The following is a 14,085-nucleotide window of genomic DNA, read 5'->3' as shown; positions in this document are numbered from 1 at the left end:
ACGCCTCAGCGCAGGATCGCTCCGGACGATGATCGCGGGGTGCGCTCACTGGGTCGGCACGGGCAGGATCCGGCGCCGCCCCAGGTCGTCGAGGAGCTCCACGAGCCGGTCCGCCGAGTCGTGGCACTCCCCCGAACCCGGCCTGCCGGATCTTGATGAGGGAGGAGACGTTGTCCCACGTCGAGTTCAGGATCATGTCGGCGAACCGCCAGTCGACGAGGTCGGCGTAGGGCGTGGCGACGAGCCCGTGCCGCTCCACCATCCGCTGCCACAGGTCCTCGCGGGAGGGCATGACCTGTGCGAGTTCCATCGACTGCGGCTCGGCGAGGTCGAGGCCGTGGTGGTCGGCCAGGCGCTCGAACAGGTGGCTCCAGCGCACCACGTCGCCGTTCGTGACGTTGAACGCCTCTCCGGCCGCAGCGGGGGGTCGTGCCCGCCCAGTCGGTGGCGCGGGCGAGGAGCTCGGCGTCCGTCATCTGGTAGAAGATGCCGTCGTAGGTGGTGCGGGCGCCGGGGAACCGCAGCGGCAGCCCGAGCTCCTTCGTCATGCTGACGTACGTCCCGATCGCCATGAGCAGGTTCATGGGCGTGCCCTGCGCGTACCCGATCACGGCCTCGGGGCGGAGCACGGTCATCGCGAACCCTTGGGACGCCGCGCGCTCGCGGAGCAGGTCCTCCTGGTCGTAGTAGAAGTTCGGGACCATGAGTCGCGGGTCGTCCTCCTTCGCCGGTGTCCTGAACCGGCCGAGGTGTGCGCCGTAGTACTTCATGCCCTGGTAGAGGGTGACGTGGCGGAGTGGTGCATCGAGCCGATCCAGGGCGTCGAGCGTGTTCTCGAGGAGCGCGACGTTCGGGGCGATTTGCTCGGCGAGATCGGCGTGCTCCACGTAGGCGGCGAACGCGAGGCGCGTGGTGTCGGCGGCCAGCCGGAGTCCGTCGACCGCTGCGTCCGCGTCGGACAGGTCGACGGGCAGGTGGTCCCAGCCGGACACGGGGCCCTGCGGAGCGCGGCGACTGGCACCTCGCGTGCGGACACCACTGCGGGCGAAGTGCTCCACGACGCTGCGCCCGACGACGCCGCCAGCCCCGACGACGAGGACCGCGTCGCTGTCGTCGGCTGGTGTCCCGGAGGCGGGGGGATCCGTCGTCCATGGTGCTGCTCCTGTCGGGTGGCGAACGCGGCGCGGCTCCTGCCGCGCCGGTGCCGATCCTGCCCCGCCGACCCCGGCCGGAGCCCAGGAACGGCTGGCACCCAGGAACGGCCGGCGCCGAGGAACGGCCGGCACCGAGGAACGGCCGGACGGGAGGCGGTGGTCCCTCCGCGTCGACCCGTGCCGGTCAGTTGATGCAGGTGCCCTTCGCCCCATACGCGTCGCCGACCGGCTTCGACGGTGCGGGTGCGGGTTCGGCTGCGTGGCTCGCAGCGGAGGGTGCTGCTGCCGGCGCGCTGCTCGCTCCGCCAGCCGGTGCCGGTGCAGGTGTCGAGACGGTGTGCCCGTCGGTGCCGAGGACGAGCGTCACCCCGCTCACCGTCGTCGACATGACCGGCGTGGCGCCGGGCACGACCGCTGCGACCGCTTTCGCCTGCGCTTCCGCTCCCGCGGGGTACTCGATGACGGTCGTGCTGGTGCTCGGGGCGTCGCCGGGCGCTCCGACGACGAATCCCTTCGCGGTCAGCGCGTTCGACGCCGTCGTGGCACCGCCCGGGGTCCCGGCGCCGTTCAGGACCGAGACGTGCACGGTCGAGGGATCAGCTGCCGACGCAGCGGTGTACGCGGCAGGCGGCCCGACGATGTCTTGGATGAAGGCGGGCATGGCGGCGAAGTCGACGGCCACCGTCGCGTACCCGTCGATCGTCGGGGTGCCGGCCGTGGGGATCGTGGTCGAGCGGATGGCGGACAGATCGATGTGGCTGAACGTCGAGACCAGGTCGGGGATGCTCAGTGTGTCGTCGACCTGCACCGCGTCGCCGACGCCGTGCAGCAGGTCCGCGACCTTCACCGGGTTCAGGAGCGTGCGCGCCGACAACGCCTCCCGGGCCTCCTGGGAGAGGAAGTACTGCTGTCGGACCTCGCGGTCCAGGTCACCGCGCGGCAGCCCGTCACGCTGCCGGACGAAGGACAGGGCCTGGGACGCGTTCAGGGTCGATCGTCCCGCGGGCAGGTCGACGCCGGAGTTCGTGTCGTGGGCCGCCTGGTTCAGACAGACGTCGATCGGCCCCAACGCCTTGACGAGCTGGTAGAAGCCCAGGAGCGACACCCGCACGAAGTGGTCGATGGTGAGGCCGCTGGTGTTCTCGATGGTCTGGATGAGGAGCTTCATCCCACCGGCGTCACCGCCCCCGTCCGCGGCTCCGTCGAAGAACGCGCTGTTCAACTTGAAGGTGCCGTGGCCGGGGATGGGGACCCAGGAGTCGCGGGGGGAACGAGATCATCGTCGCGCTACCGCCGTCCGCGGGGATGTGCAGCACGATCATGGTGTCGGTGTTGGTCGCGCCGTCGTCGAGCTGGGTGCTGAGCTCGGCGAGTTCCTGGGGCGTGGCGTCGGCCGGGCGGTGGTCGTCCCCGATGAGCAGGATGTTCTGGGCCTTCCCGTCGGCGTCGTCGGCCGCGTCCTCGACCGTGGAGCCGTCCGCAGCGGACTGCGCGATGTGCACCTTGGTGAGACTCGAGTCGAGCTGTTCGTACGACCACGCCGCGTAGCCACCGGTCAGGAGCAGTGCCATCGTGAGGGCACCGCCGATGGTCGGCAGGACGAGACCACGGCGGCGCTGCCGCCCGTGCCGGACAGGGCCGCCGAGGGCGGTGGCGCGGGGTTCGGTGGGCATCGGGTTCCCTCGATCGTGTTCGGTGGCAGGAGGAGCAGTCTCACATCGGGACGATCCGGGGACATCCGTGGGACCACGGGTTGCGTATGTGGGTCCTCGCAGCCACGGGACCTCGCGGCTCGGTGCTGGCCATCGGTCTGACGGTCCTGGTCGCCCAGCTCGTCGCGACCGTCGTCAACGGGTTCACCGGGCTCGTCACCTCGCTGTTCCAGGCCGCTCTGCTCGTCACCCCGGCGATCGTGATGTCGATGGCGCAGGGGATCCTGTTCATCTCGATCGTCCTGCTCGGCGACCTGTGGTTCGGACTCGCGGGGATCATCTGAGCGCTGACCCTCACCGAGGTCCTGGTCGTCCTGGTCGTCCTGGCCGGCGTGGGCATCTGGCTGGCGTCGCGCGGCCGGATCAACCGCGGGCTTGCGGCGGGCAGTGAGGAGCGCGCGGAGGCCGCGCTGGAGCAGGCCACCGTGAGACGGGGTGCTCGGCCGGGAGGCGCGGGTGCGGCAGGCGGGGCCAGTGCCCCTCAGGGGCGGGTGCCGCTCCGTGCCACCCCGCTGCGCTCGCGGGCGAGCAGCGCGTAGCCGTCGAGCGTGGTCCACGCGCCCTTGAACCAGTCGGCGTCGACCTGCCTCGACTCCTGTCGGAATCCCGAGTGGGTCAACAGCCGTGCGACCGCGTCGTTGCGCAGATCACAGAACGCGACGACCCGGTGGGCGTGCTCGTCGTCGAAGAGGTGGTCGAGCAGAGCCGCCAGCGCTTCGGTTGCGATCCCGCGGCCCCGCGATGACCGCGCCAGGGTCACGCCGACCTCGAAGGTGTCCGGCTGGTCCTCGAGGCGGTGCAGCGCGAGGTCGCCGAGGAGCACGTCGGACCCGGTCTCGCGGACGGCGAGCTGCAGCCAGGACCCGGACGACGGGAGCCGCCCGTCGGGCTGATCGGTGACCAGGCGCTCGGCGTCCGCCCGGGAGTAGTCGGTGTCCCACGACTGGAACCGAGCCACATCGGGGTCACGTCGGTACTCCGTGAAGGCGTCGATGTCACGTTCCGCGAGCGGCTCGATGCTCAGGCGGGCGGTCGTCAGCGTCAGTTCGGTGTTCCTCGGAGCCATGCGCCGAGGCTAGCGGGGGACCGGGGCGGGCTCGGCGCCGGACAGCGTCACGAGGAGAAGACGAACGTCTCGAACCCGATCCACGCGAGACCGATGCCGACCAGGGTCGCGAGGCTCGAGACGGTGGTCGCGACGACGGCCGTCACCGGCTGCCTCCACCTCCGCAGCGACCGCACCGAGATCCACAGTGCGACGACGGAGACGGGCAGCGAGCCGATCAACACGAAGGCCTGCAGGGTCGCGCTGGCGCCGGCCGCCGCTGTCGACAGCTGCCCGCCGGCCTGGTCGAACAGGGAGGGCGGGGTGTCGCGCTGCGGGCCGAGCGCGCCGGTGGTGACGAGGACGGCACACCAGGCGATGACCAGGAGGATCGCGATCAGCGCGCCGACGTCGGGTTGCCTCCGATGCGTGTCCGCACGTGTCGTCATCGGCCGACCACCACCGCGTGCGCGTCGGCGAGGACATCGGTGTCGTCGTCGACGGACCGGTCCCGACGCGGTCCGATCCGACGCCACGTCGCGATCGCTGCAGCGGCTCCGGCAGCGATCGCGATGCCGAGGGAGAGCGACGGGTCGGCGCCCGACATCCACCACGCCATGGCGAGCGACGACGTCACCGCGCCGAGCACGCCGGCCAGTGCCGCGTGTGCTGCCGTGTGGACCGCGCGGGAGCGCACCCGCTGCAGTGCCCAGCCGAGCAGATGCGTGAACGGCGCGGACAGGACGGCGCCGAGGAGAGCCAGCGCGTCGGTGACGACGACGAACAGGAGGCTCCACCACACCCATGAGAGAGCGTCGGGAGCGGTGCCACTGGTGACGGCGACGATCGCGGGGACGGCCGCCGTGCCGACAGGGACGGTCACCGCGGCCATCCAGAGGAAGCTCCGGCCGATGAGTCCGACGGTGTCGCCGATGTCCCAGGTGTCCATGCACTTCACTCTGCGGTGCAGCGCCCGCGGATCGGCCGCGGTCCGCCGGAACGAGACCGAACAGCAACCTCGGCAGCACCACCGTGACGGCACCGACACGCCGGAGCTCGGAACTGCTCGTCAGGATCGCGCCGTCCCGGACACTTCCAGGTGAGAGGGGGGCATCAGTGGATGACGACACCGAAGCCGACGCAGCACTGGCTCGTCGGCTCGCGGACGGGGACCGGACGGCGCTGGCCGACGCGTTCGACCGGTTCGCGCCGACCCTGACGCGCTACGCGTGGGCGCTGGCCGACAGCCGACAGGACGTCGAGGAACTCGTGCAGGACACCTTCCTCACGCTCTGGCAGAAGGCTGCCGGGCTCGACCTGGCCACGAGTGCGCTGCTGCCGTGGCTGCTCGTGGTGTGCCGCAACCACGCCCGCAACCAGGCCCGACGCTCGGCGAAGAACCGCGGGGACGAGCTCCCCGAGGAGCTCGCGGCACATCCGGATGCCGACGAGGCCCGCGAACGCCTGCGCTGGGTCCGCGACGAGATCGCAGCACTGGCACCCACCGACCGACGCATCTGCGAGCTGTGCCTGCTCGAGGGCCACTCCTACGCTGAGGCCGCGCAGATCCTCGGCCTCAGCGTCGGGGCGGTCACCCAGCGGGTCTCCCGCTCGCGCGCACGACTGAAGAAGGCGGTGATGCACGATGAACACTGAGCCCCCCCACCGGAGACGACCTGCAGCGGATGCTCGTCTCGATGAAGCAGACCGTCCTCGACCGCGCCGAGGACCGTCGCCCCGCACCGCGCCGTCGCGGCCGACGTGCCGGCATCGCGATCGGCGTGATCGCGCTGCTCGGCCTCGGCGCCACGAGCGGGGCTGTCGCCCTCGGGATGATCCCGCAGCCCTTCGCCGAGCCCGCACCCACCTCCACGCCGAGCCCCACAGCGCCGGCCGTACCGAGCACCCCAGCAGCGGCACCGGTCCAGGAGGTCCCGGTTCCCGTCCCGACACCGACACCGACGCCGACGCCGACGAGGGGCGCATTCGTGCTGGACGACCCGTCGACGTGGACCATCTCGGCGAACGAGGTCGGACCGGTCGCCCTCGGCGGGCAGTTCGACGATGAGGTCGACGACCTCGGCTCCGGTTCCGTCCGGCCGCCGGTGGACGACGCGTGCCCTGCTCCGGGTCAGGGTGTCTGGACCTGGGATGACGGAACGAAGATCGAGGTCCTCTCGGATCTCGGGAACGTCGTCCGCATGGTCCGGGTCATCGGCGCCGACCCGACGGCCGATCTCCCCGACCCGTCACGGCCCGGCCCGAGGACCGCGGGGGGGGTTTCGGCCGCGGTGCGACGCTCACACAACTCCGATCCGAGTACCACGACCTCCGCCCGGCGAACCCGGCAGCCTCCGGTCAGTGGTCCGTCTGGCAGGCGTCCAGCGCCAGCGGGACGATCACCTTCGAGACGGGCATCGATGGGGAGACCGTGGTCGGCATCCGGATAGGGGACGAGTCGCAGCTGCCGCAGACCGTCTGCGACTGACCGACGACGGGCGGGAAGCGGCCATTGGGGGGGCGCGTCCCGCCCGTCGTCACACCGGTGGGGCTGAGCGCTCGTTCACGGACGGCTGTGACAGCGCCGGGGTGTGGACAGGAAACGTCCTCCCTGCGGACCCCGCACCGTGACGCGCCTACCGTGAGGGCGTCATGACAGCCGAACACCGCAGACCCGCCGAGCCCGATGCGGCTCCGTCCGTCGCCCACCACACGGCGCACCACGCTGCGCCCGCCGATGCGTCGAAGCCCGCGCAGACCGACGACCGCAGCTCCGGCGACCAGCCGGACCCGAACCGCTGGAAGGCGCTCGTCATCTGCCTGCTCGGCGGGGGCATCGTCCTGCTCGACGTCTCGATCGTCAACGTCGCGCTGCAGTCCATCTCAACGGGGCTGCCCGGCACCACGCCCGAGGCGGTCCAGTGGATCCTGTCCGGGTACGCGCTGTCCTTCGGGCTGCTGCTCGTGCCCGGTGGACGACTCGGTGACGCCACCGGCCGACGTCGGATGTTCGTGATCGGGGTCGGCCTGTTCACCCTGGCGAGCGCCCTCTGCGGCTTCGCACCGAACGGCATCGTCCTGGTCGTCGCCCGTCTGCTGCAGGGCCTGGCCGGCGGCCTGCTCACGCCGCAGGTCACCGCGCTCATCCAGCAGCTGTTCCGCGGCAAGGAGCGCGGCACCGCGTTCGGCCTCTTCGGCGCCACCGTCGGCATCGCGACCGCGATCGGTCCGCTCATCGGCGGTCTGCTCATCACGGCCTTCGGCACCGAGAACGGCTGGCGGTTCGTCTTCTTCGTGAACCTGCCCGTCGGACTCGTCACGATCCTCCTGGCCTTCCGGTACCTGCCCGCACCGAACGGGGACGAGCGGGGGAAGAAGCACGACTTCGACCCCGTCGGCATCGTGCTCCTCGGTGCCGCCGTGGTCGCCCTGCTGCTGCCGTTCGTGCAGTCGCAGGAGTGGAAGGGGAACGCGAAGTGGTGGCTCATCGTCGTCGCCGTCGTGTTCGGCGTGCTGTTCGTCCTGTGGGAGCGGCACTACGGGCGGACGAAGGAGCCCGTGGTCGACCTGCGGCTGTTCGGCCGCCGGTCGTTCTCGCTCGGCGTCGGTCTGGCGACGGTGTACTTCGCCGGCTTCACCCCGCTGTTCTTCGTCCTGACGCTCGCACTGCAGTCCGGCCTGCACTACTCCGCGCTGATGGCCGGACTGGCGTCGATCCCGTTCGCCATCGGCTCGGGCATCGCGTCGACCGTCGGCGGCCGCGTCGTGCACCGCTTCGGTCGGCAGCTCATCGTCATCGGGACGATCCTCGTCCTCATCGGGCTCGGTGCGGTCGTCTGGGTGGTCGCGAACCACTTCGAGTCGGACCTGGGATGGTGGCTCGTCCTGCCGCTGCTCGTCGCCGGCATCGGGTCCGGGCTCACCATCTCGCCGAACCAGACCCTCACGCTCTCCGAGGTGCCGGTCGAGCAGGGCGGATCGGCGGGCGGGCTGATCCAGGTCGGTGCCCGCGTCGGCTCCGCGATCGGCATCGCAGCGGTCGGCAGCGTGTTCTACTCCACGCTCGCGAGTTCGCGCGGCGACTACGCGCAGGGCCTGCCGCTCGGCCTCGCGGTGTCGCTCGGGTTCGTCGCGGTGGCGCTGGTCGCGGGGATCGTCGACGTGGTCGTCGGGAAGCGACACGGCACCGAGGCGTCGATCTGACGCCGCGCACACTGCACCCGGATCCGGACATCGACGCGCACCGATCGGCCACGGCGTTGACTGGCCCGGTCACACGACTGGAGGACACATGAGCAAGACCTGGTTCATCACCGGAGCATCCAAGGGCTTCGGCCGCGAGTGGGCGGAAGCAGCACTCGAACGCGGCGACTCCGTCACCGGCACGGCGCGCAACCTCGACGACGTGCAGGACCTCGTCGACCAGTACCCGGACACGTTCCTCGCGCTCCGGCTCGACGTGACCGACCGGGACGCCGACCGCGATGCCATCGCCCGTGCCGCGGAGCACTTCGGGTCGCTCGACGTCGTCGTCAACAACGCCGGCTTCGGCCACTTCGGCATGGTCGAGGAACTCAGCGAGGACGAGCTCCGCGCCCAGCTCGAGACCAACCTGTTCGGCGCCGTGTGGGTCACCCAGGCGGCACTGCCGATCATGCGCGAGCAGGGCTCCGGGCACGTCATCCAGGTGTCGAGCATCGGCGGCATCAGCGCGTTCCCGACGGTCGGCGCCTACCACGCGTCGAAGTGGGCACTCGAGGGCCTGTCGCAGTCGCTCGCCCAGGAGGTCGCGGGCTTCGGCATCTCCGTCACCCTCATCGAGCCCGGCGGGTTCTCCACCGACTGGTCCGGCCCGTCGTCGAAGCACAGCGAGGAGAACCCGGCCTACGCTGAGGTCCGCGAAGCCGCGGCGAAGCGCCCCTCGGCGGCCGACCCGGGCAAGCCGGAGGCCACGCGGGCCGCGATCCTGAAGGTCGTCGACGCCGAGCAGCCCCCGCTCCGGGTGTTCTTCGGCAAGGCTCCGCTCGGTATCGCGGAGCGTGACTACGAGTCGCGCCTCGCGACGTGGCGCGAGTGGCAGCCCGTCGCCGAAGCGGCACACGGCGCCTGACCGGCTGCAGCATCAGGACGGGAGGCACGGTGGCGGGCGGGCACCGTGCCTCCCGTCCGTCGTGACCCGGCCACGCACGCCGCGGACCTGAGCCGACACCGGACCGCCGACGCGTACCGTCGGGGACACACGACGGAGCGACCCGGAACGCGATCTGCAGCCGGACCCCGCCGCGGGCACGGCCTCGCGCTGCTGCCCGCCCCCCGCGCGGCCGACCGCCTCGCCGCGCCAGCGCCACCGACCAGGAAGCGACTCCCATGTCTGAGAACAACACCCTCATCCGCAGCATGCACGACCTCGGCCTCGCCGCCTGGTTCGGCGGCAACCTCATGGGTGCCACCGGGCTGAACGGTGCCGCCGCCGGCGCGAAGGACCCCGTCGAGCGCCTCACCCTGTCGAGCGTCGGCTGGGGCAAGTGGGCACCGGTGCAGCTCGCCGCGCTCGCGGTGCACGGCATCGGCGGCATCGGCCTCATCGTCGCCAACCGCGACCGCCTCGGCGTGCAGCAGGGTGCCCGCACGAACACGGGCATCAAGCTGGTGCTGACCGGTGCGGCCCTCGTCACGACCTTCTGGTCGGCCTCGGTCGGCAAGAAGATGGCCGAGCACGCCCGCGAGGGCGCCGAGGGCGCCACCGAGCCGAGCGCCGACGCGTCGGGCACGCTCAAGGCGGCGCAGCGGCAGCAGAAGATCCTGCAGTGGGCGACCCCGGCCCTCACCGCCGTGCTCCTCGTCATGGGTGCGCAGCAGGGGGAGCAGCAGCGGTCGAAGGCCGGCATCCTCGACAAGTGGCGTCGCTGACCGACTCGGTCCGTCGACGGACGGGAGGCGCGGTGCCGGCTGGCACCGCGCCTCCCGTCCGTCGTGCGGTCGACGGCCCGACGCACTCATCGCCCCGGCAGGGCCACCACCCGGTCGTGGTCCCACGGCTCGGTCCACCCGACCCGGTCGAACAGACCGTCGAGCAGTGTCGCGGTGAAGCCCCAGACGACGTGCGAGCCGGATGCGGTGTGGACCGTGAAGGCCGGGCTGCGCCACTCCCGGCCGTCGCGGTGGAAGGCCGTGACCCCGCGGTTCGCGGGGTCGAGGAGGTCGGCGACCGGTGCGCGGAACACCGCGGCCGACTCCGCCTCGTCCACCACCCGCACCGGTGACGGCGCTCGCCACCACCCGAGCACCGGCGTCACCAGGTGCCGTGAGAACGCCAGCGGCACCGGAGCCGCGGTCCCGAGCACGTCGACGCCCGTGACGTCCAGGCCGGTCTCCTCACGGGCCTCCCGGAGCGCTGCCGCCACCGCGTCGGCGTCACCGGGGTCGACACGGCCGCCCGGGAAGGCGACCTCGCCCGCGTGGGACCGCAGGGTCGCGGCGCGCGCGAGCAGGAGCACGTCCAGGTCCCGTGCGACGTCACCGGCCCGGGCCGGGCGCTCACTCGGCACCTCGTCGAGCACGCCGAACAGCATGAGCACGGCGGCACGTCGCGGTGACGGTGCCGTGGGCATCCCGGTGACGAGCGGCGCCGCGCTCGGGGCGACGGCCGCCGCGAGTCGGTCGCGCGCGCTCACGGGGTCCTCGCAGCGGTGCGGACGGGCAACGTGCGGGGCGGGGTCACGATGCCAGCCTAGGCACCGGTCGGAGGCGCGGCTGGCTGCGTGACCCCCCTGGCTGGCCAGGGGGGTCACGGCCGGGTCCGCACGCTGTTCCGGAGGCGTCGGGACGGCTGTGATCGAGGCATGACAACGACCACCCCCACCCAGCCCCTCGTCCACCACGACACCGCGTTGGCGCTCCTCGGCGTCACCCGGACCCACGGCACCGGTGACGCGAGCGTGACCGCGCTCCGCGACGTCACCCTCGAACTCCACACCGGCTCCTGGACCGCGATCATGGGTCCTTCTGGCTCCGGGAAGTCGACCCTCCTGCAGATCGCCGCCGGCCTCGACCAGGTCGACTCCGGCCGCGTCGTCCTCGGCGGGACGGACATCACCGACGCCACGGACCACGAGCGCACGCTGCTGCGCCGCAACCGCATCGGGTTCGTCTTCCAGGCGTTCAACCTCATCGCGTCGCTGACCGCGGAGCAGAACGTCGCGCTGCCGCTCGAGCTCGCGGGCGGTCACCCGTCCCGGCAGATGATCCGCGACGCCCTCGCCCGCGTCGGGCTGGGCGACCGGGTGGGACACCGGCCACGGGAGCTCTCCGGCGGGCAGCAACAGCGCGTCGCGATCGCCCGCGCGATGATCACCGCACCCGAGGTCCTGTTCGCCGACGAGCCGACCGGGGCGCTCGACTCCACCGCCGCCCGCGTGGTCCTGGCGATGATGCGCGAGATGACCGACGCCGGGCAGACCATCCTCATGGTCACCCACGACCCGGCTGCCGCGGCCGCCGCCGACTCCACCGTGTTCCTCCGCGACGGCCAGCTCGTCGACGCCCTCACCGGCGCCGACGCCGCCACGATCGCGAACCGCCTCGTCAGCCTGGAGACGGGACGATGAACCGCATCGCACTGAGCGGCTTCCGGGAACGCTGGCAGACGTACGTCGGCGCGATCGTCACCGTCGCCCTCGGCGTCGGGCTCGTGCAGGCGTCGCTGCTGCTCCTGCTGTCCGTGCTCGGCATGCAGCCGGCGGCCGGCGCCGATGCGCTCACCCAGGCCCGGGCGGACGGCAGCAGGATCGTCGCGGTCACCGTCGTGTCCGTCACCCTCGGGTTCGCGGCCTTCCTCGCGGTGTTCATCATCGCGTCGACCTTCGCCTTCTCGGTCACCGAGCGGCGACGGGACCTCGCCCTGCTGCGCATCGTCGGAGCCGAGGTCGGGCAGGTACGACGGATGCTCCGTGGCGAGGCCGTCGTCCTCGGCCTCGCCGGGGCCGTGCTCGGCATCCCGGCCGGCATCGCACTGATGGCGGTGGAGACGCGCATGCTCGTGGCCGCCGGCTTCGTGCCGTCCGGCTTCTCCCCGTCCTGGCAGGTCTGGGTCGTGCCCGCGTCCCTCGCCGTCGGGATCGGCCTGGCGTCGGCGGGCGTCGCCGTCGCCGCGCGCCGAGCAGCGCGCATCGACCCGCTCGACGCGGTGCGGGAGACCTGCGCTGCCGCACGACCGATGACGCGGTCGCGATGGGTCGGCGGGCTGGTGCTCGCCGTGGTGACGGTCGCCCTGGTCGTCCTCGCACCCGTGGGCGGGCTCGCCGGCGCGCAGGCGATGGCGATGTCAGCGGGCATCACCGGCGCACTCGCGATCACGATGACCGCCCCGGTGCTCGTGCCGCTCGTGGCAGCCGTCCTCCCGCGTCCGCGTTCGGCGGTCGGGTCGCTGGCCGTCGCGGAACTCCGCGACGCCCGGACCCGCTCGGCCTCCACCGCCGCCCCGCTCGTCGTCCTGCTGGCCCTGGTGCTGAGCCAGCCGATCGCGATGCTGTCCTTCACCGACGCCGCGACCGCCCAGATCGCGCGGGGCACGGACGCGGACCTCGTGCTGCAGACGACCGGCGCGTTCACCGCGGACCCGGCTTCGGTGCCCGGGGTCGCGGCCGCGTCCACCGAGTGGGCCGTCCCCGTGCGGGTCCAGCCGTCCGGGTCGGCCGTCCCGGGGATGTCCGAGGAACTCGCGGGGGACGCCGCTCGCCGTCACGACGGAGGCCCTCGTGGTCGATCCCGAGGGGGTTCGCGGCGGCACACCCCGGTGCGCGTACCGCGATGCAGGACCTCGGCGGTCGGTCCGCGGCCCCCGGCCCCGGTGCGACCGGACTCGGTCTCGGACGAGCCGGGACCGTGGCCATCGGTGACCGTGCCCTCGGGGCGGTCCGGTTCGGTGTCCCCGTACCGGCCGGGAGCGCCGGGCAGGTCGGGATCGTCGTCCCCCCGGGGCCTGGTGCCGGCGGACGTCCTGGCCGACAGTCCCGCGACCACGTTCGTCGTCCTCCGCCAGGGTGCGGACCGCGACGCCGTCACCGCCGCCCTCGCCCGCATCGGGACGGTGGCGGAGACCGACGCCTGGGCCGAGGACGCCGGGGCCGCCGGGCTCGACCAGAACACCCGCGTCCTGCTCGTCGTGATGGCGGTCGGTGCGCTCTACGCGGTGATCGGTGTCCTCAACGCCGTCGCGATCGCGACCTCCGGCCGACGCCGGGCCTTCGCGGTGGCCCGCGCGAGCGGGATGACGCGCGGACAGGTCCTGGCCGCGGCGACACTCGAGACCGTCCTCGTCGCCGGTTCAGCGGTCGGGCTGGCGCTCGTCGCGACCGCGATGACCGCGGCGGCCGTGCTCGCCGGGACGGCCCAGGCCACGGGAGCAGCGGTGCTGCACGTGCCGTGGCTCCTCGTCGTCGCGGCGAGCGGCGGCGGGCTCGTCCTGACGGGGGCGGCCGGGCTCGTGGCGGCGGCGGTCGCGACGCGTCAGGGCCCCGCGACGCTCCTGGCAGCGCGAGGATAGGCCCGTGACGGAGAGACGACGACGGTACGTCGACGAGTGGCGCGGCTGGACCGGGCGGACCTGGTACCTCCTGACGGCACTCCCGGTGGACCTCGTCGGCTTCGTCGTCGTCCTGACCCTGCTGTGCCTGGGGATCGGGCTGGGGATCGTGTGGGTGGGGCTCCCGGTGCTGGCCGTGACCGTGCGGACCGGACGCCTGCTCGGGGTGTTCGCCCGCCGCCGGGCGGGCAGGGTCGGCGAGGTCCCGGATGCTCCGGACTGGACGGTCCGTCCGACCCTCCCGACCGGCGTCCCCGGGGTGCGGTTGGTGGCGCCGCTCGCGGACACCAGGAACTGGGCCGCGACCGTCCACACCCTCGCGACCTTCCCGGTGTCGGTCGCCACGTGGGTGGCCACGGTGACGTGGGGCGCGCTCGCACTGGGCGCCGTCACGTACCCGGCGTGGAGCTGGGCCGTCACCCCGGCCGACGACATCTGGCTGGAGCGGGTGGCCGCGGGCATCGGGGAGACCGGGCAGTGGACCGGGACGGTGCTCCGGCCGGTGGTCGTCGTCCTCGCCGGACTCGTCCTCGCCGCGACGTTCCCGTTCGTCACACGCGTCCTGGTCGTGCCGCACCTGGTGCTCGCCGG

Annotated in this window: 14 protein-coding genes and 1 pseudogene; 8 read left to right on the top strand and 7 right to left on the bottom strand. The window is 72.6% G+C overall.

What is annotated here, in order from left to right:
- Positions 1–5: 5 nt before the first annotated feature.
- From DEJ15_RS16320 to DEJ15_RS16310, 3 genes are read right to left on the bottom strand one after another with little or no spacing between them, the layout of a single operon-like run.
- Positions 6–1,367 (bottom strand): NAD-dependent epimerase/dehydratase family protein, encoded by a 1,362-nt coding sequence (locus tag DEJ15_RS16320; RefSeq protein ID WP_349814754.1) that lies wholly within the window; start codon positions 1,365–1,367, stop codon positions 6–8.
- The gene (locus DEJ15_RS16315) at positions 1,339–2,376 is read right to left on the bottom strand and encodes an LCP family protein (protein WP_284175288.1); all 1,038 of its coding nucleotides are present in this window, start codon (positions 2,374–2,376) and stop codon (positions 1,339–1,341) included. Before DEJ15_RS16315 ends, DEJ15_RS16320 begins: the two co-directional genes overlap by 29 nt.
- Positions 2,333–2,827, bottom strand: a complete 495-nt coding sequence (locus DEJ15_RS16310) for an LCP family glycopolymer transferase (protein WP_284175287.1) — start codon at positions 2,825–2,827, stop codon at positions 2,333–2,335. Before DEJ15_RS16310 ends, DEJ15_RS16315 begins: the two co-directional genes overlap by 44 nt.
- A gap of 80 nt (positions 2,828–2,907) precedes the next feature.
- On the opposite strand from DEJ15_RS16310, the gene DEJ15_RS16305 reads away from it, so the two are divergent.
- A complete protein-coding gene (locus tag DEJ15_RS16305; protein ID WP_146232895.1) occupies positions 2,908–3,150 on the top strand; it encodes a hypothetical protein in 243 nt (80 codons plus the stop codon).
- A 197-nt stretch (positions 3,151–3,347) separates the two neighbouring features.
- Here the strand turns inward: DEJ15_RS16305 and DEJ15_RS16300 are convergent, their stop codons facing one another.
- The 3 genes from DEJ15_RS16300 to DEJ15_RS16290 are packed head-to-tail and all read right to left on the bottom strand — an operon-like array spanning position 3,348 to position 4,860.
- Entirely contained in the window at positions 3,348–3,932 is a 585-nt protein-coding gene (locus DEJ15_RS16300) for a GNAT family N-acetyltransferase (protein ID WP_110825868.1), read from the bottom strand.
- A gap of 47 nt (positions 3,933–3,979) precedes the next feature.
- Positions 3,980–4,360, bottom strand: coding sequence for a hypothetical protein (locus DEJ15_RS16295; RefSeq protein WP_110825869.1), 381 nt, complete (start codon positions 4,358–4,360; stop codon positions 3,980–3,982).
- The gene (locus DEJ15_RS16290) at positions 4,357–4,860 is read right to left on the bottom strand and encodes a hypothetical protein (protein ID WP_110825870.1); all 504 of its coding nucleotides are present in this window, start codon (positions 4,858–4,860) and stop codon (positions 4,357–4,359) included. Before DEJ15_RS16290 ends, DEJ15_RS16295 begins: the two co-directional genes overlap by 4 nt.
- A gap of 167 nt (positions 4,861–5,027) precedes the next feature.
- Between DEJ15_RS16290 and DEJ15_RS16285 the strand changes: the two genes are divergently transcribed.
- From DEJ15_RS16285 to DEJ15_RS16270, 4 genes are all read left to right on the top strand, one after another.
- Positions 5,028–5,567 (top strand): RNA polymerase sigma factor, encoded by a 540-nt coding sequence (locus DEJ15_RS16285; RefSeq protein WP_110825871.1) that lies wholly within the window; start codon positions 5,028–5,030, stop codon positions 5,565–5,567.
- A gap of 996 nt (positions 5,568–6,563) precedes the next feature.
- On the top strand, positions 6,564–8,114 hold the full coding sequence (locus tag DEJ15_RS16280; protein ID WP_110825873.1) for an MFS transporter: 1,551 nt from the start codon (positions 6,564–6,566) through the stop codon (positions 8,112–8,114).
- Positions 8,115–8,202: 88 nt separating this feature from the next.
- Positions 8,203–9,021, top strand: coding sequence for an SDR family oxidoreductase (locus DEJ15_RS16275; RefSeq protein ID WP_110825874.1), 819 nt, complete (start codon positions 8,203–8,205; stop codon positions 9,019–9,021).
- Between the two features lie 257 nt (positions 9,022–9,278).
- Positions 9,279–9,821, top strand: coding sequence for a hypothetical protein (locus DEJ15_RS16270; protein ID WP_110825875.1), 543 nt, complete (start codon positions 9,279–9,281; stop codon positions 9,819–9,821).
- Between the two features lie 86 nt (positions 9,822–9,907).
- Here DEJ15_RS16270 and DEJ15_RS16265 read toward each other — a convergent pair whose 3' ends face one another.
- Entirely contained in the window at positions 9,908–10,522 is a 615-nt protein-coding gene (locus tag DEJ15_RS16265; protein ID WP_110826034.1) for an NUDIX hydrolase, read from the bottom strand.
- Positions 10,523–10,753: 231 nt separating this feature from the next.
- Between DEJ15_RS16265 and DEJ15_RS16260 the strand changes: the two genes are divergently transcribed.
- From DEJ15_RS16260 to DEJ15_RS19085, 3 genes and pseudogenes are all read left to right on the top strand, one after another.
- A complete protein-coding gene (locus tag DEJ15_RS16260) occupies positions 10,754–11,518 on the top strand; it encodes an ABC transporter ATP-binding protein (protein ID WP_110825876.1) in 765 nt (254 codons plus the stop codon).
- The gene (locus DEJ15_RS16255) at positions 11,515–13,455 is read left to right on the top strand and encodes an ABC transporter permease (RefSeq protein WP_284175286.1); all 1,941 of its coding nucleotides are present in this window, start codon (positions 11,515–11,517) and stop codon (positions 13,453–13,455) included. Before DEJ15_RS16260 ends, DEJ15_RS16255 begins: the two co-directional genes overlap by 4 nt.
- A 4-nt stretch (positions 13,456–13,459) precedes the next feature.
- Positions 13,460–14,083 (top strand): annotated as a pseudogene (locus DEJ15_RS19085) (sensor domain-containing protein); the annotation flags it as partial.
- Positions 14,084–14,085 lie beyond the last annotated feature (2 nt).

It is taken from the genome of Curtobacterium sp. MCJR17_043 (assembly GCF_003224315.2).
In the GTDB taxonomy this organism is placed as follows: Bacteria; Actinomycetota; Actinomycetes; order Actinomycetales; family Microbacteriaceae; genus Curtobacterium.
Note: the sequence above shows the minus strand (reverse complement) of the source record. Positions and strands in the feature narration are given on the sequence as shown.